Source organism: Carboxylicivirga longa (assembly GCF_050589825.1).
GTDB classification, from domain to species: Bacteria; Bacteroidota; Bacteroidia; order Bacteroidales; family Marinilabiliaceae; genus Carboxylicivirga; species Carboxylicivirga longa.
On sequence record NZ_JBNGOZ010000012.1, the window covers coordinates 58,681 to 78,690 of the forward strand.

Genomic DNA, 20,010 nt, shown 5'->3' on the forward strand with positions numbered 1-20,010 from the left:
TTTTACCAAAAATGCCCCCAATGCTGACATCACTCATTAGCCAGTGGACGAGCCTGGCAGGAGTGTGCCGATTGTAAAGTGATATTTCCAATAACCTAAATATTATTAATATGTCAGAAACAAAGACATTGGTAATTTCCGATTTTCGGATGCTGCCAGAGTATATTAATGCACGGCAGAAGCAGGAGACCCTTGTAAAAGAGAATCCTTTTGTAGAAATCATCGACACCAAAACACTGAAAGAAGCTCAGCAGCGACGAACAGCCCTCAAGTCTGGCAGAACCGAGCTGCAGAAAGGTGAAAAACTTATTGCTTCGAAACTTGCAGAGTTCCGTAAGGATGTAAAGGAGGAAACGGCCAATCTGATTGCCATCACCTTGCCATACGAGGAAAAGCAACAAGCCGAAATTAACCGCTATGATGAGCAGCGTCAGAAGGAACGTGAAGAGCGTGCCAGGCAGGAGCGTCAGCGCATACTCAAGCATCAGAATGTTATCAAGGCTTTTAAGGAGGAGAAGATCAAAGCCATTAATACAGCCACGGTTAAGACCATTGGCGTGATAATGGAAGACATTTCAAACACAACACTCGATGTAGAGGAGTTTGAAGATGATTTCCTAACGGCTAAAAAAGAAGTGCTGGCCATGGCTGAGCAGAAGGAAACGAACCTGGCTGAAGCTGAGCGATTGCGCATTGAGCGTGAAGAATTGGAGAGACAGCGAAAAGAAGCAGAAGCCGAGCGCAAGAGGCAGGAAGCTGAACGCCAAAGAGCAGAAGCCGAAGCCCGAAAAAAACGACAGGTGGAAGAGGCTAAGTTGAAAGCCGATCGTGAAGCGTTGGCTAAGCAAAAAGCAGAGCTGGATCGTAAGGAGTCAGAGCGTAGAAAAGCCGAAGAAGCCAGGCAGAAGGCACAAGCCGAGGAGGCGCGAAAAAGGGCAGAAGCCGAAGCAAAAGAAGAGTTTGAACGCCGTAAACTTATCCTTAGTGATAATGGCTATACCTACGATGAGGAAACCGGCCATTTAACCTTTGGCAACCTGGTTATTAAGAAGTGGGAAGTAGAAGGTGCCAGCAATGAAGCTTTTGAAACAGCGTTATTGCCCGAATTAAAAGCTATGGTTCATAAAGAAGCCGCCCGACTGGAAGCTATTAAGCCGGATAAGGAAAAGATGCTTGAAGTATTGTCGAAGATTCAGCTACCCCAGTTAGCGCTAAACAGCGATAAGAGCAACAAGGTGTACGCCCAAATAACAGCCAATATTTCCGAATTGGTTCAAAATTCAATTGAATACATTAACGAACTATAATCATGACAGAGATAGAAAAAAGAGGATCATTCCTACCTGAAGCTTACCAGGTACCTGATAAAACTCGCCAGTTTATGAAGCTTACGCCTGGCGATAATGTAATACGTGTATTAAGTGCTCCAATGCTTGGTTACGTGGTGTTTACCGAAGATAAAAAGCCACATCGCCGCCATATTGAAGAGGGCGACTTTACAACAGATGCGTTACGAGAAGTAAGAGCCAAGCGTAATGAAGATGGCGACTTTGAAGGATCGAAACACTTCTGGATTATGCTGGTGTGGGATTACGCCAGTAAGGCTCCGAAAATTCTTGAAATCACCCAAATATCGGTATTAAAGCCACTCTACGCCTTAGCCGAAGATGAAGACTGGGGCGATCTGCGCGACTTCGATATCAATATCCACCGCACTGGTACCGGGAAAAATGATACCGAGTTTGCCGTAACACCTAAACCGCATAAGCCATTACAGGCGGATATCGAAGACGTAATCCAACAGCTTGAAGAAAAGCAGCTGCTTGATTTGAATGCCATCTGGCGTGGCGAGTATCCATTTGAAATTTACAACTGGTAAGATATGAGCGATTTTTTAAAACAAGGGGGAGCGAGTCTCCCCGCTGATTACGCCTCCATGCTAGAGGCCATGGAGCAGAAAGAAAAGACCCGACTTAAGCCACGTAATCCATTCCCTAAAAAAGTACAGGCCAGCTTTAGTCATGTTGCCACTCGCGATAATTACGACGATTACTTATTTCGCTGCCACAGCTTTGGCCGGTTGATGGGGGGCTTGCCTAAGCCATTAACAGAAAGCCAGGCGAAAACTTATGCAGCCTATCACGATCGCTTTATGGGCATTGGCCGGCCGCTTACCGAGAATCAAGAGGCTACCTATTATGATTTAGGTGCCAAGATGCGCGCTAAGATTCAGTTGTCCGATGGTGCTAAAACCCTTTGTGAAGAGCTGGTGAGAGAGGATGTGTTTAAAAGGCGCAAGGTTATTGAGACAAAATACATGGACAAGGGTATTGAAATGGAGGATGCGTCTATTAAGCTGTACGGCCAATACATTGGCCAAGAGTTGGAGAAGAATACCGAGCGCAAGCTGAATGATTACTGGGTTGGCGAGGCCGATAATGTACAGGGTAAGGTGCGCGACTTTAAAACCAGTTGGGATCATGATACTTTTCCGAGAGCAGTACCCAAGATAAGCACGTTGTACGAGTGGCAGCTTCAATTGTATATGGATCTGTGGCAGATGGATGAGGCTGAGCTGATTTACACCTTAGTAGATACTCCCATTCGACTGGTAGATGATGAGCTGAGGCGCATGGACTGGAAGTATAACCTGATGACCATGGATGGCTGCATACGTCCGGAACATATACCCTTTGTGGTAGAGAAGGTAAGCAATATGATTTATACCGAAGCTGGACTGGTGGAACTGTGCGAGATGAGCGGTACGCTTGATATTGACTGGTTTGCCGCTGGTTTTATGGAGCTGCCAATAGAACAACGGATAAAGGTTTTCCACACCAAGCGCAATGAAAAGATGCTGCGGCAGGGTCGCGAAATGGTAAAGCTGGCCCGCGATTACATGAACAAAATTAAAAACTAAACATGAAACAAGGAAGAAGACGCACCATGAGCATTTGCCTGAGTGATATTAAGGAAAATGCAGCGCATAAGATTGTTAAGGCCGGTAACGGTAAGCTATACCTCCCTATTGAGACATACGACTACGATGAGCCGGATCGGTTTGATAATGACTTTAGCGTGTCGGTATCGCTAAGCAAGGAAGAGATAGAAGCCAAGCGATCAGGCCAGCAGGTTATGCGTGTGTTTATTGGTAATGGCCGTATATGGGAGGATTTGCAAGCGCAGCCGCCTACACAGGATGATATTGACGATTTACCTTTTTAGCATGCACGTATCGGATGAGATAATAGCGAGGTACGCTAAAAAAACAAATCAATGGCTGGATAAGGAACTATGGCGGCTTATGTCGCTGTGGGTTCGCCAGCAAAACACCGACGATAATGGAGTGGGGCGATGCGTAACCTGCGGGGCTTACCGGCAATGGCGTAGTATGGATGCCGGCCATTACATGAGCAGGCGGCATAAGATTACCAAGTTTCACCCGCAGAATGTGCATCCGCAATGTAAGCGCTGCAATGGACCCGAAGGAGGTGGTGAGCCGGAAAAAATGGCCAGGTATATTGATCGGCTTTATGGCCCCGGCACCGCTCAGCACCTTCAGGCACTATCGAAGCTTAGCCATCATTGGTCGCGCTTCGACTACATAGAACTGATTGAGAAGTATAAATCGATGCTAAGCAAGCTAAACTACGAGCTAAGATGAAAACAAGAAAAGACGAAACAATAATTACCACCAATAAGCCGGAAGAGATGCAGGGCATGTACCTGGCAGAGCGCCTTTGTCGCGGTTGGATGGAGGACTTTGTGGATGAAGACACCAGCGAAGTGGTATCCATCGAGCGCAAGGAAGTGATATTGGGCAAAGGCACATATCTCGAGAATGAGACAATCTCTTCTATCATGTTCCACATTCAAAGCGGCGATGTGGCCGAGGTTACTGTGAGCAACCAACGGCGCGAGGCAACCATTATGATGGATGGCGGCACTCGAATATGGAGCGCTCTGGTTGAGGTGGGAAAAAAGAAGGTGAAACTGTTGTTGTATGCCAATTCTTTTGATGTGGCCACGGCTATTGTGAAAGATTATGTGGAGCAAAACTATTCGGGCTATTGCAAGCTGTCGCAGCTTAAGGAGTTTGGCGATTACACGGTTATTGAAGAGTCCTTGGCGAAAGAAGATGCAGACAACGATACGGAAAAGAAACTGTACAAAATGGCCATGCTGATTAACGATGACGGCCATGTATATTCCAACAACTTTCTGGTATTTGCCACCGACGTAGAGGCGGCATCCACAGCCATTAATTATTGGATAAGCAATGAACTGAACGCCAGTGGGCATGTGGCTGATTTTTCCACCACCTTGGAGCAGGCTGTTATTATCTCATTCACGGCCATTATTGGTCGCGATTTCTCCGAAGCTTATATCCAAACGGCAAAAAACGAAGAGCAATGACACTAACAGATAATGACCCCATGCCCTATGGCAAGCACCAGGGAAAGCCGATGATTGATGTGCCCGCAAGCTACTTGATGTGGCTGTGGGAAAATAATAAGGTTAAAAAAACCAGCGGCGGCACACGCAATGCCGTGTACTGGTACATACACGAGAACCTGGATGTAATTGAAAAAGAACTAAACGAACAGAACAATGAAAACGAAATTTAAGATTGGCGACAAAGTGGCCTACATGAGCAACAACCGAATTTGTGAAAAAGAGATACTTGGCATTGTAAGTATCGAAGGAGCCGTGAAGAATAGCTGGCTTGAGAACAAGAGTAACGAAAGTAGGGTGCAGTATCAGTTTGGCCCTTACGATTACACCGATGAAGAGAATGTACATGCCAGCATTGATGAGCTGAAAAAGCATCTTTTTGCGAACATACAATCCTGATACAACGGTACCAGGGAGCCGCCACCAATAAAACTATTTATATCAAAATATCAAAAAAACAGACCGGCGGCTTTTGAGCGGATTGGATGCAAGAGGGTTCGACTCCCTCTCCGCTCGCTGAACTGAACTAAAAATGGAATTATGAAGTCAACCCAAGAATTTAAGCAGATTATTAAGGCGGAACTGGAAGCCAGGGCGGCCAGCGATGCATTATTTGCCGCCAATTATGCCAAAGCGGGTAAGAGCATTGATGATTGCATTACCTACATAATTAATACAGTGAAGGCAAGCGGCTGTAATGCCTTTGCGCCTGATGAAGTTTACGCCATGGCCGCGCACTATTACGATGAGGATAACATTAAGGTGGGTAAGCCGGTGCAGTGCAGGGTGGTTACCAATAGGCCTGCAAAGCAGTTTGTTGAGTTGTCCGATGAGGAGAAAGCCCAGGCGAAGGAAGAAGCCAAAAAGCAAGCCATTGCCGAGGAGGTGGCGCGGCAAAAAGAAAAGCTAACACGCAAAGCAGCAAAGGCCAATAATCAACCCAATTCGATAACCCAAACAAGCTTATTCGGATGAAGCCAAAAACACTTTTTCAGCAGCAGATCTGCAAGCTAAGTAAGCAACTGCCGCCCATCAGCGAGAAGCAAAAGGATTGGGCTTTTAAAACTTTGTATCAGGATTATGTGGTGATTTCGCGCAATCGTACTTTTTGCCTTAGCTGCGGGCATAAATGGGAAGAAAGGCCATTGCTGGCTGTTAAGTTAGATGGTTGCATCTGCCCGGCATGCAGCAATAAGCTGAAATATACCGATAAAACGCATGTAGATAAGGAATCGGCCTACTTTGCCGTAATTACCACAAAAGGTGGCTATCAGGTTATCAGGATGTTTCTGTTTGATCAGCATTTTAGAAAAAAGAAACCGAGCCACTTCAACATAACCGAGGTGATGCAGCACTGGATTAATCAACGCGGTGAAATGAAAAGCTTAATGAAGCCGGCCAATACCATGAGTGGCATTGTTGACCAGTGGTGCCTTGGCGATTTAGAGCCACGCACCGAAACATGGTCGCACCAGATAAGGCAGGGTATTGGTCCTTGGAAAGTGTGCCCCGGGCGAAAGGTGTTGCCCATAATAAGGCGCAACGGCTTTAACGGACATTTCTACGGCTTTGCGCCCCAGTGGTTGTTTACTGAACTGTTGACCAGTAACCGTGCCGAAACGCTTTTGAAAACGAAGCAAATTAGTGTACTGGCTAACATTAACAGCCGCCAACGAGATATTGGCTACTTCTGGAAGAGCATTAATGTATGCACTCGCCATGGCTACATTATTAAGGATGCCACCACGTGGTTCGATTATCTGAACTTGCTCCATTATTTCGGCAAGGATGTGCGGAATCCCAAATACATCTGTCCGGATGATTTGCAAAAAGAGCATGATGCGTTGTTGGTTAAAAAGAACAGGATACGCGATGAACGCATGCGCTTGGAAAAAGAGCGTGAGTATGCTAATTATCAGGAATCGTATAAGCGCGAGAAAGGTCATTTGTTTGGCGTTCAGTTTCAGGATGGCGAGCTGTGCATTAAGGCAATGACCAGCATTGATGATTTTAAAGCCGAGGCCGATGCGCTTAGTCATTGTGTGTTTTCAAACAAGTACTTTACCCGTGAAGATTCGCTGATAATGTCGGCGCGAATCAAGGACCGTCCGGTTGAAACCATCGAAATAAACCTGAAAGAATTTAAGGTAGTGCAGGCACGGGGCAAGTACAACAAAGCCAGTGAGCACCATGATAGGATACTGGCCGTTGTGCAGCAGAATATGGAACAGATAGCTAAGCTGGTGGCAGTGTAACCCTTTAATAGCATATTGATGATTAATTATCACCCTATAGATTGCGTTGCCTTCATGAAAGAACTTCCTGACCAATATTATGATTTGGCAGTTGTTGATCCGCCTTATTTCAGTGAACCCGAAAAACGCATGTTTTATGGCAAAAAGAAAAGTTCTATCAATGTTAAGCGCAAGAATTATGAAGAGATGGAAACTTGGGAAGTACCAGGAAAGGAGTATTTCAGAGAGTTATTTCGGGTTTCTAAACGTCAAATTATTTGGGGGTGCAATTATTTTGAATGGGATTTTACCCCTGGTAGAATAATATGGGATAAAGTTAATGGCAACTCTTCTTTCTCTGATTGTGAAATAGCTTTTTGTAGCATGCACGAATCCGTTAGGCTTTTCCGCTTTATGTGGAACGGCATGTTACAAGGCAAAAGCATCAAAGAGGGCCACCTTCAGCAAGGCAATAAAAGGCTTAATGAATTTCGTATTCATCCTACACAGAAGCCAGTTAAGTTATACCTATGGACATTTCAGACTTACGCGGAAAACGGATGGAAGATACTTGATACGCATCGGGGAAGCGGAAGTAGCGGCGTGGCCATTCTTGAGTTAAACAAAAAGCTCGGAATGAATCTCACTTTAGATTCTTGTGAGAAGGATATTTCCATGCATAGGAAATCAAGCGAATGGCTGGTCAGAGAGCAGGCAAAGTATGAATTAAACCCAGTTTTATTTGAATAACCATGGCAGTAGATAAAAAATCATTCCTCTTATACACTGACCTCATCCACACGGTGAGCCAGTTGCCCGATGATAAAGCCGGTGCATTGTTCAAGCATATTCTTGAATACGTGAATGACAATAATCCTCAAACGGACGATATCATTGTAAAGATTGCATTCGAACCAATTAAGCAAGGCTTGAAAAGGGATCTGAAGAAATATGAAGAGATTAAGAAAAAACGAAGTGAGGCAGGGAAGGCAAGTGCACGCAAAAGGCAACAAGAGTCAACAAGTGTTGAGCAAAGTGAACAAATGCCAACACATGTTGAAAGCGTTGAACAAACCTCAACAAAATCAACCGTAAATGATAATGTTAATGTAAGTGTTAATGATAATGTATTACCTAACGGTAATGAAAAGAAAAGTACCCCTAAATCCCCTAAGAGGGGAAAACCACCTATGAAATTAGATTTTCCTTATTCATCTGATAAGTTCATGAAATCATGGGATCAACTATTGACCTCTCCGAAGTGGAAGAAGAAAATACAAGCCGCTTTGCAGATTTCACTAAACAAACTTGGTAAGTATGAGGAAGCCTTTGCCATCGAGTTGATGGATGATTGCTTTTCGGCAGGCTGGCAAGGTGTTGTTTTTCCCGATACGGATGAGAAATATCAAAAGTGGCTTAAGAATAAGGGCAAAGGATTAAAACCCGGACAAAAACATTATCAACCCTCAAATAACAGAAAATGCAAAGATTGGTAGATACATACGATAACATGCGTCAGCATAATCAAACATTTAAGATCCGTGAAGCAACAAAATTTTCGTTTGGAACTATTGAGCAATGCAGAACGCTGCTTCACGATGCACTTAAGCTGGTTGATACAACGGCGGAAATAGTTTGGCTACCAGAATACGACCAGGTGGCCGACTGGATGAGTAACAACCGGGGAAAAGGTTTGCTTTTGTCGGGTGATTGCGGACGAGGGAAAAGCAATATTGTGATGTTTGCTTTGCCGCTATTGTTTCTGCATCATTTTCGGAAAGTTACCGAGCCGGTACATATTCAGCAGCTGCCAGATAAGTTAAAGCAAAGTACGTTTATGAGGCGTTGGTCATATGCGGTTGATGAGGTAGGAGCCGAGCCCGAAACAAGTGACTATGGGGTGAAGTACTATCCGTTTATGAACCTCATCAACGAAGCTGAAATAAACTTGAAAGTCTGCCTTTTCTCAACAAACCTAAGTAGCATGCAGATGCTCGAAAAGTACGACAACCGAACGCTTGATCGCTTAATACGTCTTTGCAGAGTTGTGAAATTCGAAGGCGAATCATTACGAAAATAACACATCCTAATGAAAACTGAACGCATAAACATAAAGCTTAGTAAAGCAGATCGAAAGAAAGTTGACTACCTGGTAAACTGCGCCAAAACAGATAAATCGAAGGTAATACGTGGCTTGATAGATAATGCCTACGAACTTGTAAAATCAGTAGCTAATGAGAAAGATTGATCCTAACTACCTAAATGATGAAAAGTACACGCCGTATCAGGAGCTCACCAGCCAGGAGCGCGAAAACATGCTGTCTCGATACGAAGAGCTTCACCCCTTTTACGCTAAAAAAGCCGAAGTGATTGATGCCCGTGGATTTTGCCCAATGGATGTGCTGCACGAAATAATACTTACTGAGAAAAAACAAGCATGGACCACCGAGCGAACGCTGCGAACCGAGGCGATCCGCGAAAGCCAGAAGCAAGAGGAATACTTGTATGGGCTTGATACCAGCGAAGAGCAAAGCGATTTTAGCGCGCTGGCATACATCGAGCAGCATGAAGATGAATTGAGTAGAATATTTAAAATAAAAACGAATTGATATGAGTAAAATACATTGGATAACAGAAGCATTTAACATGCAACCTGTCACCTATTCAATCGGTCAGTCTCTAGTGACACGAACATCAAATGGTGATATGAGCAAAATTGAAGTTGCTGAGATAAAACTTGAAACTACCAGGATAGAGGGAGATCCTTTTGAGTTTTACAAAGGCTACAGAAGAAGAATATTATAGGGCGGTAGCTGATAGTAGCTAACGTTGAGTGTATGAGTAGTGGCACATACACCGAACCTTTGATTTTTGCCACAAACTTTAACGTGCCATTACTTATACACATTGTTATGTGCCGTTTTTAACCGTATAAAAAAATTAATTGAAATGAGATACGTAAATGGATTAAACCAAACAATAGCTACTGAGCAATCCGACTTAAAATATGGTGAATACAGATGTACAGAATGTAGCAAGGTAATAACAAGAGGCGAGGTTGTTCCAAATGATAGAGGACAATCAATAACTACAAACTCAATTAATTTTTGCAGTAGTAGATGTCGTTCTGAAAACAGAATTGGTTATGATAGAAGAATGTCTTTTTAAATGGCACATAACAACGATGCATGGCGCGTTTTAATGCGCTATTGCATAAGGTTAGCGGCTTTGGTGTTTGTTTTCATCGGAAAAATATTAAGTTTGCAATGACTTTCATTTACAAAGGCAAGTACACTTGCTAATTGGTGCTACTGGCATTGCCGGTTGTGCGCAAAATATGCGGTGCTACTCCCGTGTGGAGCGTTAATGCGCCCACTGCCTTTGTAGGTGAAAGTCAACGGGTCGGTAGCACCGTCCTTAATTTTAACCCTTATATTTTTCGTTAAATGACTTCCAATGGAAAGACTTGCAGCGAAGCGAACAATAGTACCTTACAAGCAACGCCCTCAGCCAGCGAAATGACTGCAATAAAAAAGTATCATGCGCATAACCAGGCCGCTAATTACCCCTTATATCTCAATAAGCATAAACACGAGCTCGTTAGTGAACTATTAAAAGAGCAGGATGCGAAAAATCAAGCCCATTATTTTTTAATGGAAAAGGGATTGATAGAAGAATTTAAGCAATACTGCCACCAAGCAGGTTATGCAATCGATTAAAACAAAAAGAGGGTATCCGTAAGAAGATACCCTCAAGTTGTGTAAAAAGGTGTCAAACAATCACACAACTGACATAAGATCGTTACCAAGCTGGTGCAGTCCGTTTATGAGCTTGATTCTGGTTGCTGGCCTTGGAGTTTTAAGTCCTGAAGCATAATGCCCAATTTGTCGCTCATTAATTCCTGACAGCCTAGCCAAAGCCGCACGGCTAAGAATACCATCATATTTATGCAAAAGCGCGGCAGTTGTATAGTGGTATTCAAATTCATATTCCCCGGTGACAACCCAGTTAGGAATATCGTCACCATCTTCAATACATCCTTCTACATGGAAATCAAAAGCGCTTTTAAATTCTTCATTTAGCTTACCAAGATCTTTAGCGGTTACGATCACTGCGCCTCCCACCTCATTAGTAGTTGCACTAAAGTTTGTATCAGTCCAATCTATTGTAACATTTATTTTTTGCATAATTTACGATTTAGAGTTTGAAAAGCGGGGGTTATTTCCACCCCGCTTGTTTAAAAATACTGTTTAAAATCTCTTGGCTTAAGGTTTCGCTCGGCTTGCCATTAACTGTCACTTTGCCTTTAACCGTTGGATGTTTAAACTGCCTGTGACTTGTACCATTGTGCCGATGCATATACCAGCCTTGGGCTTCTAACATCTTAATGATTTCTCTTACTTTAAATCTCTTCATATCTGTGATTGTTTGACGACATAAAGGTAGTAAAATTACTACCATTCACAAAGATCCAAGACGAAAAAATCTGTATTTTTCATTTTCCTTCAAAAAACGTGCGTACGTTTCGTCGCTTTCTGTCTTTATAAGTAAAAGCAAGATGAAAAATAAAGACCTTGAACTTCGTGAACAAAACCTAATGCTGCGCGAAAAGGAGTTGGAGTTAAGAATTGAGCTATTCGAGGCACGAGCTCCAAAGGTAAAAGTGATAGAAAAGACCATGAAGAGGCGCACAGTTGCTAAATGGTTCTTTTTCTTGTTGTCAATATCGGCTATTGCTCCAATTGCCCTCCCATACATAGAGCCTGAACTATTTCAGCAATACAAGTGGATGCTATTAGCCCAGCTGATCATGTTTCTATACCTGCACTGGCTGGCATCGGGCAAGATCAAAACATGGGTGTACAATATTCGCAAGTGGTTCAAGCGTGGAATCGAGCGAGCAAAAGATCATGAGCGAGAAAGAAAGAAAGCGGTTTAAGTTTGTTAACCAGGATAAGCGAATAGAGAAGGGACAGACCGAGGTATCAAGGGCAGGATTCTACAACAAGAAGGAGTGGCAACAACTCAGAGCGTCATTTATCCGTCAAAATCCATTATGTGAGCATTGCAAAGTAAAGAGCCGATATATAGCCGCTACCGTTGTAGACCACATCGAACCGCTCACACTCGACAACATGTGGACACTCGGCCTGCAATGGGATAACCTCCAAAGCTTATGCGATACATGCCATAGGAGAAAGACAAACCGGTCCAAAGGTAAATACTCACCAGAGAACATGAGAAAGGGCCGAGCGCTAATGAATAAGTTTAACGATTTCAATAAATAGTCATGGCAGAACAAGACGAAAAGCAAACTACTGAACAAGTAGAACAGAACACCGAACAGGTAACAGAAGAAACCACTCAGACAGATGCTACACAAGAAGAGCAGACAACTGAGGAAACACCTACCGACACTCCATCGGAAGAAGGACAAGGGCAATCAGGTGAAGGATCCAGCGAGGAAGTAGAACAGAAGCCTACAGAAGAGAAGAAAGCTAAGAAGGGAAAGAGTAAGACAATAGGCTTTGCAGCTGCTTACATCGGCAAGGGTGGACACCCACAATCATTACCAGGCTTATTCAAGAGGAAGAAGGATGCAGAAAGAAAATTACGAGAGAGTGGAGTGAGCAAGGAGAGCATGCGTGTTACTCCAGTAAAAGAATAAATGCAGTAAGCCCTGGGGGGATGTAAAAGGGGTTCAACCCTCTTAAGCGGAAACCACACGCCCCTATCTCGCTTATAAAATATCCAATTCCGTGCGGGTGGGGGGTGATAATTTAACAATAACAATATGGCATTACAGACAGCGACGATTAAAGCAAAGCTAGAGGAGTTGGGCGTTTGGAAGCCAGCACTCACCCTCTCGGTTAGACAACTGGTCGACGTCGACGAGACGTTAGACTTGATGCAAAAAGCGGTTAAAGAAGATGGGGTGAGTATAAAACACACATCACGGGAAGGACATGAGCGAGTTGTTGCTCATCCGCTTTTGGCTGAGATTACAAAACTGCAAAGTGTAAAGCAGAAGCTAATGAACGACCTCATGCTTACACCTTCGGCGCTGGATAGGTCGAAGAAGCAAGGGGTGGATGATGACGATACTTTTAAGAAAATATAATGTACGGCAGATATGATCCATCAATTGAAAAAGATAGAGAAGCATTTGCCGATGAGGTTTTAAGAAGATCGGCGGAGTACCAGGAGCAAGTTTTGAGCGGTGAGCAAATTGCACCCGAGACGATTGTAAAAGCGGTAAAACGCCACCAACGATTTAAGGAAAAGTACGAATACCGTGAGGAAGAGGTAAGGCGAATAGCAAAGATCTTTTGCTTTATGGCTATTCCCATTGATGACCGGCCCACTCAGTTTATGCCGGCACCGTGGCAATGTTTTGTTTTGGAGGCTTTGTTTGGTTTGTGGAGAGGTGATAAGCGAGTGTTTATGTTTGCGCTGATTCATGTGAGTAGGAAGAGCGGTAAGACGATGTTTGCCGCTGCACTCGCTATCATCTTCTTTACCAAACTGGGCGGCATGAGCTCTGAGGTGTACGGATGCGGCACCACCTTTGACCAGGCTAAGCAGCTTTTGAACTATTGTAAAACGATAGTGCGGAATAGCCACAAGAGCCTGAAGAAAGCCATTAAGACTTACCGCGACTCGCTGACGTATGACGATGGCGGTTCGAGCCACATACTGAAACCAATTGCCAACACACCGGAGCTACTGGATGGTAAAAATCCGAGTGCATGTGTATATGATGAATCACATGCCTTCCCTGATGATGATTTGAAGGAGGTAATTATTACCGGTATGGGTGCCAGGGCGAATCCGCTGTTTATGGAAATATCGACAGCCGGTTTCTTAACGGTTGGTTATCCGTACTTTGAAAATGTGGCACTGGGGCGCAAGGTGCTGGATGGTGAGGTGGAGGATGACAGTACCCTCTACCTGATTTACGAGATGGAGAGCGAAGAAGAGGCGGCCACCTGCCCGGTTGAAGAGTTGGAGAAAAGTAACCCCGGCTTGGGGTATTCGATAAGCCCGGATCGTTTGGAAGAGATGCGCAAAAAGGCCAAGCTGCTACCCAGTAGCTGGAAACACTTTCTGGTTAAGAATGCGAACATCTTCCAGACGACCACGGAAGATCCATTTATTGCAGATGAGGATTACTTGCAGTGTTGCGACCCGGTGTTGCTGGAAGAGTTGGAAGGCGCACGGGCATGGATAGGCATTGACTTAAGCCAGGCGGTTGACTTAACGGCCTTTGTTGTGATTGCCGAGCATCCCCAAACAAAGAAGCTGCACGCTATACCCTTCCACTTTTTCCCGATGCGGTTTGTGGATAAGAAAGCAGTAAGGGCCAACGGGGTTGATCTTCGCCCATGGATTAACGAGGGCTTTATTGAACCACACGAGGACCGGATCAATGAAGACCGGATTATACAGGTGATATACGAGCAACTGAATTATTTCAAAGTACAGTTGATAGTGTACGATCCTTTCTCGGCCCACAACATTATTGCTCATTTCAAAGGCGACTTGGATGTGCTGAAACAATGCGACATTGTGGCCTATCCGCAATCAATAAAGTTTATTTCTCCGGCGGCTAAGTTTCTTGAGAAATTGGTATTGGGCGGTGAAATAAACCTGGGGCAAAACCCGGTACTGCGTTACTGTAACTCCAATGCGCGGGTGCAATACTCCATATCATCAAACCTGATACGCATTACCAAGGATGATCAACTGAACCCGATTGATAGCATGATGGCCCTTATTATGGCGCTGGGTGCATACATGGAGACTGAATACGATGAAATTAACCACTTATTAGGCGATAAAGAATGAATTTTTTAGACATAATAAACGGCTTTGTGGGCATACCAACCATTGTTAGGCAGGGTGTTTTTAACCCTGATGCGATACACAGTGTGCGCGAAGAGCCGGAGAATGGCGCAGCGGTGTACACCTGTTGCAAGATTCTTTCGGATAACTTTAGCCGCCTGCCCGTGGTGGTGAAGCATAATGGCGAGGTGGTGAGCGACCATAAGATTAGCAAGCTGTTTAACGGCAAGCCCAGCAGCTTTATTAATCGGCAGCAACTGTTGGCACTGGCCGAGTGGGAGCGTAATACTTACGGTAATTCATTTGTTGAAATACTGGACAGCGGCAAGCTGATGCCCATTGATGCCGGGCGTATCATCAACTACGAGGTAACACCGGCGGGCAACTTACGTTACGAGGTGATGACAGCGGCTGATCCGCGCCTGAAGTCTGACCACTTTATCAGGAGCCGATGGATTGAAAGTAAAGACATGCTGCACTTTAAGCATACCGGCTTTATCATGGGCCTCTCTCCTATTTCGGCAGCGGCGGCTAATCTTAAGTTGTTGCAGAATGCCAGCGATACGGTGAATAGCTTTTACCGCAACAGGGCGGTAATACCGCAGGCGCTTGAAAGTACAGTGAGCGATCCGAAGCAATATGCAATGCTTAAGGATGATCGTGACAATTTTGAAAGCAAATACCAGGGAGCATTGAAAAGTGGTAAAACTGCTGTGCTTCCTGTTAACTCAAAGCTGTTGCCGCTGGCCGTTCACTTTGCCGATGCGGAGCTGATCGGCACCATGAAGTTTAGCCGGGATGAAATCTGCACCATGTTTTCCATCCCTAACTTTTTGGTTAACGAGATGGACAGCAAGCAGAAAATTGAGGACGTGATGCTGTTGCTTAAGCAAACCACGCTGGCACCTATCGCCAACATCTATGCTCAGGAGATTGCCTTCAAGATGCTGACTGATGAAGAGCTGGCGCAAGGTTACACGGTAGAGTTTGATTTTGATAACCTGCTAGAGGTTGACTTCCAGTCGAAGGTAAACGCCTACTCCAAAGCCACCACCACCGGATTGATGAGCCCGAACCAGGTGATTAAGCGCTTTGGTGGTAAGCCAATAAAAGAAGCGTGGGGCGATATGCACTTTATGCAGGCGCAATACATACCGCTTGAGCAGTACGAGAAATACAACAAGCTATTGAAGGACTCGCCCAATGTGGATAAGCAACTAAAGGACAATAAACTTAATGCCGATGAATGATAAGAAACTAGTATTGGTCCGGCAAGACTCGGACGGCAACAAGCTGCTGAGCTGGTATCCCATTGTATTTGGGCAATTATCGCACAAGCCAATTGCCTATGCCGATGGTGTGAAAGCCTACGAGCGAATTAATGCCAATGCACTGGCTACGGCTGACATGAGCAACACCAAAGCGGTGGTGCATCACGACAATACCAAGATACTGGGGCGCACCAATGCCGGAACCCTCACCCTTGAGGTGGATGAGTACGGCTTGTTGGCCACGGTAAATATGGGAAAAACGCAGCTGCATAACGACACCTTGGAGCAGGTACAGCGGGGTGATTTGTTCGAGGGTTCTTTTCTGGGCACCTGCACCAGTTACCGCGATCTGCACATGGGAGAAACGCCAGTGCGCGAGATTATGGTGATAAACGAGCTGCGCGATGTAGCAATTGTAACCGATGCTGCCTACAAGGGCGCTATTATATTAAAACGAAGTGAAATTAATAAATCTGAGACGATGACAGATGCAGAAAAAAAGGCGCAAGAGCAAGCCGAAGAATTGAAGCGCAGCCAGGAGGCAGCGGAGAAGGCCAAAACCGATAAACTGGAATTGGAGCGTAAACTGGCCGAAGAGCAGGAAGCCAAAAAGAAGGCCGAAACCGAAGCGGCCAAAGCCAACGCCGAACTTAAGCGGAAAGAAGAAGCGGAGAAAGCCGCCGAGGAGTTGAAACGCAAAGCCGCAGAAGAGCAAGAGGGCGACTACCTGAAGCTGGTGCGTAAAGCCGCCGAAGCTGATAACGGTGGCACTCTGGTGCTGGAACGTGCCGCCGGTGATGGTACCACTACCACCGAGGCGCAGATGATACCTAAAGCGGTGGCAGAGCTGTCGATCAAAGGTAAAGAGCCGATTTGGGAGCAGTTGAATACCAACCACCACCCCAATGCTGTTGGCAACATTGTATTGCCTTACCGTTCGCCAAAAGTTGGACAGACCGTAGCTGAACGCGCTGCCTATACCCGCGATACTGTATCGCCACAGGGTAACATCCTTCAACCAAAACGTTTCGGACATACGTTTGAAATTACCGTTGAAACACTGGCCGCTGCCGGTGATGCTTATTTCCAAAAGCTGATTGTGGATGGTATGAAAGCCGCTGACCGTAAGTTTGACGAGTACATTTACACCAAGCTATTGGCTGGTGCAACCCCAGTGGCGGCGGCATCGGAATTAACAAAAGCTGACTTTGATAAGTTGCAGGCGGCTGTTGATTCGGACGGCGAAACCTCTGTAATGTCAACACGTTCTACCTTCTTCGAGGCTAAGGATGTGAAGATCGATGCCGGATCCGGTCGCTTCCTGGTTGAGAAAACAGGAAAATACAAAGGCGAAACTTACGATGGCTTAGATTACATCTACTCTTCGAACTTTGTTGAAGTCGCCAACGAGAAGCATGTTGTTATGGGTGACATGAGTGCAGGTTTGGCAACTGCCGATTGGAACAAAACCGAGGTGATTGTTGACAAGCTGACTGGTGCCAAGCAGGGTATTATTTACGTGACTGTAAATAAACTGATGGATGCCGCGCTGTGCAATCCTTTGGTGGTGGTTAAGTCTGCCGATTTGGATCAGGCTGCGTAATTATTTGATTTTTCCATTTTTCTAAGGGTGTAGGCTATTGGGTTGGCCTGCACCCACCAAGTCAAAACTGACAAAGCTATGATTGAAAAAACCGTAACGGCCTACCGGGTAACGGAGGCGGAAGTAAAAAAGCAACTGAACATTGAGCCCGAGCATGTGGAGGATGATGCTTACATACGCTCGCTAATTGAGGCCGCAACAAACTACATAAGCGGCTACATCTGCGCCGATGTGGAAGTGACCGACTGCGTGCTGGAGGTGGAAGAGAGCGAGGTGGAGATTGTGAATAACGCCCCTTTCCTTTCGCTTACCACCGTTACCAATGCCGATGGCGTGGATGTAAAGGACCAGTGCAAGGTGCATGCCACTTATTCGGCCTTTACTATTACATTTCCGGAGCGGGGCAATTATACCATTACCTGGAAGAGTGGTTACAAGAACCTGCCGCCTGCACTGAAGCAGGCCATCATCATTAAAGCGGCTGACTTGTTCGACCCGGAGCGATCGGCTATCGTGATTGGTACTATCGTGAGCCAAACCCACCTGATACCAGGATTAATTAACCAGTTTATAAGAAGCTATTGGGTATGAGAGCAGGAGCATTAAGGCATACGGTTGATATATACCGCATTGAAAAAACTGAGGACGATTATAACTCAGAAGTTGAAAAGGAGGTGCTATTTATCCGAGGCTTAAAGGCCGCAAGAAGAGGCATATCATTCGACGAGGGTGAGAGCTTAAACAAAAAGAACTCCAGCCAACGCATTGAATGGCGCATTAGGTACCGCCGCGGCGTTAACGAAGATTGTATCCTGGTACACGAGGGTGTTAAGTACAACATAATTGGCGTTGATCCGCTTGGGCGAAATGTTGAGATGAAGCTGATTACAAGCAAAGTGTAATGGACGGAATAGGCATTGAAATATTTGGCAGAAAGGAGCTTGACGAGCTGTTTAACCAGCTGCGTAGCAAACAGCAACTGGTTATTTTGCGTGGAGCTTTTAAGAAAGCTGCCCGCCCCTTGGTGCTTGCTGCGAAAAAGAACCTGAATGGTACGCGCTATAAAAAGTTGAGGCGCTCGATAGGCGTTAGGGCAACCCGCAACTCGCCCAATGCAAGTGTATTTGTTGGGGCGCGAATATTTGGCAAGTGGAAAGGCCAGCTTGGGTACATTGTTAACGCAGGTACCGACGAGCGCAGATATATTACAAAGCGGAAGTTTGTGCACCGCACCGGGCGCATACAGGGCAATAACTTTTGGGACGATGCCATACAAGCCAGCCGCAACAATGTAGAACAATCGATAGAGCAGGAAGTATTTGAAAGTTTCACCAGGTACGTGAGCCGTGCCAATAAACGCAGAAAAAGCCGTGAGTCTAAAGATTAATAAAGCAGTTATTTCCATAATAAGCGGCATGCCCGAGCTGGCTGCCAATGTAGGCAATAAGGTTTACCCAATAATTGCCCCCAAGGGCGTTAGCTTACCCTACATTACGGTTATTCGCGATGGTGGCAATTCGGAGTACACCAAGGACAAAACAGGCTTCGACAACATTCGCTCTGCGGTGGAGATACAGGCGAAAAGCTATGGCCAGTCGGTTGATATTGCACAAGCCATACTGGAGACCATGGAAGCCACGCGCGGAACCATTGAAGGCATTACCATCAACCAAATAAGGCGGGTGGATGATGACGAGGATTATGTAATTGACAAAGACAAGAACGATGCTTATCAGCAAGTAATCGTATTCAATATTAAAGTTCAATAATTTTAAAAAGACAGCTATGGTAATAAACGGAACTGATCTGCACTTATTTATTGGCGCGGATGCAGCTGAAAAGCACGTAGGTCACGCCAAAAGCCACACCATTGATATGGGCACGGGCGAGATTGACATTAGTAATAAAGATACTGGCGGTTGGGATGACTTTCTGGCCGGGCGAAAAAACTGGACGGCGAGCTGCGATGCTATGTTCGACATGGAAGATGCACAGGGCTTTGAGCAAGCTTTTGATGCGTGGTTGGCAGGTACGCCAGTGCGCCTGGTATCGGCCATTAAAACAGGTGCCAATGCCATTGATACTGGCGCTATGCAGTTGGTAGGTACGGCCATTATCACCAGCATTTCATTGTCAAGCGGCGATGGTGAAGCGGTGACTTACAGCGTATCGTACAAGGGAAAAGGCGCATTGGCAAAGGTGGCTGCTATTCCGTAAGGGTGATTAATTGATGGTTGTAGCCCCTTTGATACGTCATTGGGGCTTTTTTTAATACAAAAAAATGGAAAAGAAAGACGATTTAAACGCGCTCAACCCGCAAGTTACAGTGGAGATAGAGGGCAATACCTACATAATTCAGAAGAGTAAACGCGCTCAGATTGTTTGGGAGATGATGTTTAAGAAATCGATTTTTAAACTTGACCCCACCAACGAGGGCGAAGTGTTTTACCTCCTTTACCAACTTTTGAAGTGCAAGAACAAAAACTTTGATTACAGCTTTGAGAGTTTTATTGACTTGGCCGATGACGAAAGCACCTTTGATGGCGTGGTGCTGGCCTTTAATAAACTCAATGAGGACGATGAGGTAAAAAAAAAGTAGATG

At 45.2% G+C, this 20,010-nt stretch carries 32 protein-coding genes; 30 read left to right on the plus strand and 2 right to left on the minus strand.

The window, feature by feature from the left end:
* Window positions 1-110: 110 nt before the first annotated feature.
* The 17 genes from ACRD7A_RS11685 to ACRD7A_RS11765 all read left to right on the plus strand — a co-directional run bounded on the left by ACRD7A_RS11685 (window position 111) and on the right by ACRD7A_RS11765 (window position 10,408).
* Window positions 111-1,307, plus strand: a complete 1,197-nt coding sequence (locus ACRD7A_RS11685) for a coiled-coil domain-containing protein (protein ID WP_430811298.1) — start codon at window positions 111-113, stop codon at window positions 1,305-1,307.
* A 2-nt stretch (window positions 1,308-1,309) separates the two neighbouring features.
* Window positions 1,310-1,879, plus strand: coding sequence for a hypothetical protein (locus ACRD7A_RS11690; protein ID WP_430811297.1), 570 nt, complete (start codon window positions 1,310-1,312; stop codon window positions 1,877-1,879).
* Between the two features lie 3 nt (window positions 1,880-1,882).
* Window positions 1,883-2,920, plus strand: coding sequence for a hypothetical protein (locus ACRD7A_RS11695; RefSeq protein WP_430811296.1), 1,038 nt, complete (start codon window positions 1,883-1,885; stop codon window positions 2,918-2,920).
* Between the two features lie 2 nt (window positions 2,921-2,922).
* Window positions 2,923-3,225, plus strand: a complete 303-nt coding sequence (locus ACRD7A_RS11700; protein WP_430811295.1) for a hypothetical protein — start codon at window positions 2,923-2,925, stop codon at window positions 3,223-3,225.
* A gap of 1 nt (window position 3,226) precedes the next feature.
* Entirely contained in the window at window positions 3,227-3,664 is a 438-nt protein-coding gene (locus tag ACRD7A_RS11705; protein ID WP_430811294.1) for a recombination protein NinG, read from the plus strand.
* Entirely contained in the window at window positions 3,661-4,416 is a 756-nt protein-coding gene (locus ACRD7A_RS11710) for a hypothetical protein (protein WP_430811293.1), read from the plus strand. Before ACRD7A_RS11705 ends, ACRD7A_RS11710 begins: the two co-directional genes overlap by 4 nt.
* Window positions 4,413-4,628, plus strand: coding sequence for a putative quorum-sensing-regulated virulence factor (locus tag ACRD7A_RS11715; protein WP_430811292.1), 216 nt, complete (start codon window positions 4,413-4,415; stop codon window positions 4,626-4,628). The genes ACRD7A_RS11710 and ACRD7A_RS11715 overlap by 4 nt, the downstream gene beginning before the upstream one ends.
* A complete protein-coding gene (locus ACRD7A_RS11720) occupies window positions 4,612-4,854 on the plus strand; it encodes a hypothetical protein (RefSeq protein WP_430811291.1) in 243 nt (80 codons plus the stop codon). Before ACRD7A_RS11715 ends, ACRD7A_RS11720 begins: the two co-directional genes overlap by 17 nt.
* 141 nt (window positions 4,855-4,995) lie before the next feature.
* Window positions 4,996-5,430 (plus strand): PcfK-like family protein, encoded by a 435-nt coding sequence (locus tag ACRD7A_RS11725; RefSeq protein WP_430811290.1) that lies wholly within the window; start codon window positions 4,996-4,998, stop codon window positions 5,428-5,430.
* Window positions 5,427-6,710 (plus strand): PcfJ domain-containing protein, encoded by a 1,284-nt coding sequence (locus tag ACRD7A_RS11730; protein WP_430811289.1) that lies wholly within the window; start codon window positions 5,427-5,429, stop codon window positions 6,708-6,710. The genes ACRD7A_RS11725 and ACRD7A_RS11730 overlap by 4 nt, the downstream gene beginning before the upstream one ends.
* Window positions 6,711-6,728: 18 nt before the next feature.
* The gene (locus tag ACRD7A_RS11735) at window positions 6,729-7,439 is read left to right on the plus strand and encodes a hypothetical protein (protein ID WP_430811288.1); all 711 of its coding nucleotides are present in this window, start codon (window positions 6,729-6,731) and stop codon (window positions 7,437-7,439) included.
* A gap of 2 nt (window positions 7,440-7,441) precedes the next feature.
* A complete protein-coding gene (locus ACRD7A_RS11740) occupies window positions 7,442-8,185 on the plus strand; it encodes a DUF6291 domain-containing protein (protein ID WP_430811287.1) in 744 nt (247 codons plus the stop codon).
* On the plus strand, window positions 8,170-8,769 hold the full coding sequence (locus tag ACRD7A_RS11745) for a P-loop NTPase family protein (RefSeq protein ID WP_430811286.1): 600 nt from the start codon (window positions 8,170-8,172) through the stop codon (window positions 8,767-8,769). The genes ACRD7A_RS11740 and ACRD7A_RS11745 overlap by 16 nt, the downstream gene beginning before the upstream one ends.
* A gap of 9 nt (window positions 8,770-8,778) precedes the next feature.
* On the plus strand, window positions 8,779-8,937 hold the full coding sequence (locus tag ACRD7A_RS11750) for a hypothetical protein (RefSeq protein ID WP_430811285.1): 159 nt from the start codon (window positions 8,779-8,781) through the stop codon (window positions 8,935-8,937).
* Window positions 8,924-9,298 carry a hypothetical protein gene (locus ACRD7A_RS11755; RefSeq protein WP_430811284.1) on the plus strand — a complete coding sequence of 125 codons (375 nt, stop codon included), beginning with the start codon at window positions 8,924-8,926 and terminating at the stop codon, window positions 9,296-9,298. Before ACRD7A_RS11750 ends, ACRD7A_RS11755 begins: the two co-directional genes overlap by 14 nt.
* Window position 9,299: 1 nt before the next feature.
* Window positions 9,300-9,494 carry a hypothetical protein gene (locus ACRD7A_RS11760; protein ID WP_430811283.1) on the plus strand — a complete coding sequence of 65 codons (195 nt, stop codon included), beginning with the start codon at window positions 9,300-9,302 and terminating at the stop codon, window positions 9,492-9,494.
* A gap of 641 nt (window positions 9,495-10,135) precedes the next feature.
* Complete coding sequence (locus ACRD7A_RS11765) at window positions 10,136-10,408, plus strand: hypothetical protein (RefSeq protein WP_430811282.1); 273 nt, start codon at window positions 10,136-10,138, stop codon at window positions 10,406-10,408.
* 60 nt (window positions 10,409-10,468) lie between these two features.
* Here ACRD7A_RS11765 and ACRD7A_RS11770 read toward each other — a convergent pair whose 3' ends face one another.
* Window positions 10,469-10,876, minus strand: coding sequence for a hypothetical protein (locus tag ACRD7A_RS11770; protein WP_430811281.1), 408 nt, complete (start codon window positions 10,874-10,876; stop codon window positions 10,469-10,471).
* A 31-nt stretch (window positions 10,877-10,907) separates the two neighbouring features.
* Window positions 10,908-11,105, minus strand: a complete 198-nt coding sequence (locus tag ACRD7A_RS11775; RefSeq protein ID WP_430811280.1) for a type II toxin-antitoxin system HicA family toxin — start codon at window positions 11,103-11,105, stop codon at window positions 10,908-10,910.
* A gap of 142 nt (window positions 11,106-11,247) precedes the next feature.
* Between ACRD7A_RS11775 and ACRD7A_RS11780 the strand changes: the two genes are divergently transcribed.
* The 13 genes from ACRD7A_RS11780 (at window position 11,248) to ACRD7A_RS11840 (ending at window position 20,007) form a co-directional block, all read left to right on the plus strand.
* Window positions 11,248-11,628 (plus strand): hypothetical protein, encoded by a 381-nt coding sequence (locus ACRD7A_RS11780; RefSeq protein ID WP_430811279.1) that lies wholly within the window; start codon window positions 11,248-11,250, stop codon window positions 11,626-11,628.
* Window positions 11,600-11,977 carry an HNH endonuclease gene (locus tag ACRD7A_RS11785; protein ID WP_430811278.1) on the plus strand — a complete coding sequence of 126 codons (378 nt, stop codon included), beginning with the start codon at window positions 11,600-11,602 and terminating at the stop codon, window positions 11,975-11,977. The genes ACRD7A_RS11780 and ACRD7A_RS11785 overlap by 29 nt, the downstream gene beginning before the upstream one ends.
* A 2-nt stretch (window positions 11,978-11,979) precedes the next feature.
* Window positions 11,980-12,357 (plus strand): hypothetical protein, encoded by a 378-nt coding sequence (locus ACRD7A_RS11790; protein ID WP_430811277.1) that lies wholly within the window; start codon window positions 11,980-11,982, stop codon window positions 12,355-12,357.
* 126 nt (window positions 12,358-12,483) lie between these two features.
* Window positions 12,484-12,810, plus strand: coding sequence for a P27 family phage terminase small subunit (locus ACRD7A_RS11795; RefSeq protein ID WP_430811276.1), 327 nt, complete (start codon window positions 12,484-12,486; stop codon window positions 12,808-12,810).
* Entirely contained in the window at window positions 12,810-14,537 is a 1,728-nt protein-coding gene (locus tag ACRD7A_RS11800) for a terminase large subunit (RefSeq protein WP_430811275.1), read from the plus strand. The genes ACRD7A_RS11795 and ACRD7A_RS11800 overlap by 1 nt, the downstream gene beginning before the upstream one ends.
* Window positions 14,534-15,784 (plus strand): phage portal protein, encoded by a 1,251-nt coding sequence (locus ACRD7A_RS11805; RefSeq protein ID WP_430811274.1) that lies wholly within the window; start codon window positions 14,534-14,536, stop codon window positions 15,782-15,784. The genes ACRD7A_RS11800 and ACRD7A_RS11805 overlap by 4 nt, the downstream gene beginning before the upstream one ends.
* Window positions 15,777-17,408, plus strand: coding sequence for an HK97 family phage prohead protease (locus ACRD7A_RS11810; RefSeq protein ID WP_430811273.1), 1,632 nt, complete (start codon window positions 15,777-15,779; stop codon window positions 17,406-17,408). Before ACRD7A_RS11805 ends, ACRD7A_RS11810 begins: the two co-directional genes overlap by 8 nt.
* A gap of 78 nt (window positions 17,409-17,486) precedes the next feature.
* Entirely contained in the window at window positions 17,487-17,999 is a 513-nt protein-coding gene (locus ACRD7A_RS11815) for a head-tail connector protein (RefSeq protein ID WP_430811272.1), read from the plus strand.
* Window positions 17,996-18,310, plus strand: coding sequence for a head-tail adaptor protein (locus tag ACRD7A_RS11820; RefSeq protein WP_430811271.1), 315 nt, complete (start codon window positions 17,996-17,998; stop codon window positions 18,308-18,310). Before ACRD7A_RS11815 ends, ACRD7A_RS11820 begins: the two co-directional genes overlap by 4 nt.
* Window positions 18,310-18,795: a hypothetical protein gene (locus tag ACRD7A_RS11825; protein ID WP_430811270.1), complete on the plus strand. Its 486-nt coding sequence runs from the start codon at window positions 18,310-18,312 to the stop codon at window positions 18,793-18,795. The genes ACRD7A_RS11820 and ACRD7A_RS11825 overlap by 1 nt, the downstream gene beginning before the upstream one ends.
* Window positions 18,779-19,177, plus strand: coding sequence for a tail completion protein gp17 (gene gp17, locus ACRD7A_RS11830; RefSeq protein WP_430811269.1), 399 nt, complete (start codon window positions 18,779-18,781; stop codon window positions 19,175-19,177). The genes ACRD7A_RS11825 and gp17 overlap by 17 nt, the downstream gene beginning before the upstream one ends.
* 16 nt (window positions 19,178-19,193) lie before the next feature.
* Window positions 19,194-19,625 (plus strand): phage tail tube protein, encoded by a 432-nt coding sequence (locus ACRD7A_RS11835; RefSeq protein WP_430811268.1) that lies wholly within the window; start codon window positions 19,194-19,196, stop codon window positions 19,623-19,625.
* Between the two features lie 64 nt (window positions 19,626-19,689).
* Window positions 19,690-20,007: a hypothetical protein gene (locus tag ACRD7A_RS11840; RefSeq protein WP_430811267.1), complete on the plus strand. Its 318-nt coding sequence runs from the start codon at window positions 19,690-19,692 to the stop codon at window positions 20,005-20,007.
* Window positions 20,008-20,010: the final 3 nt, after the last annotated feature.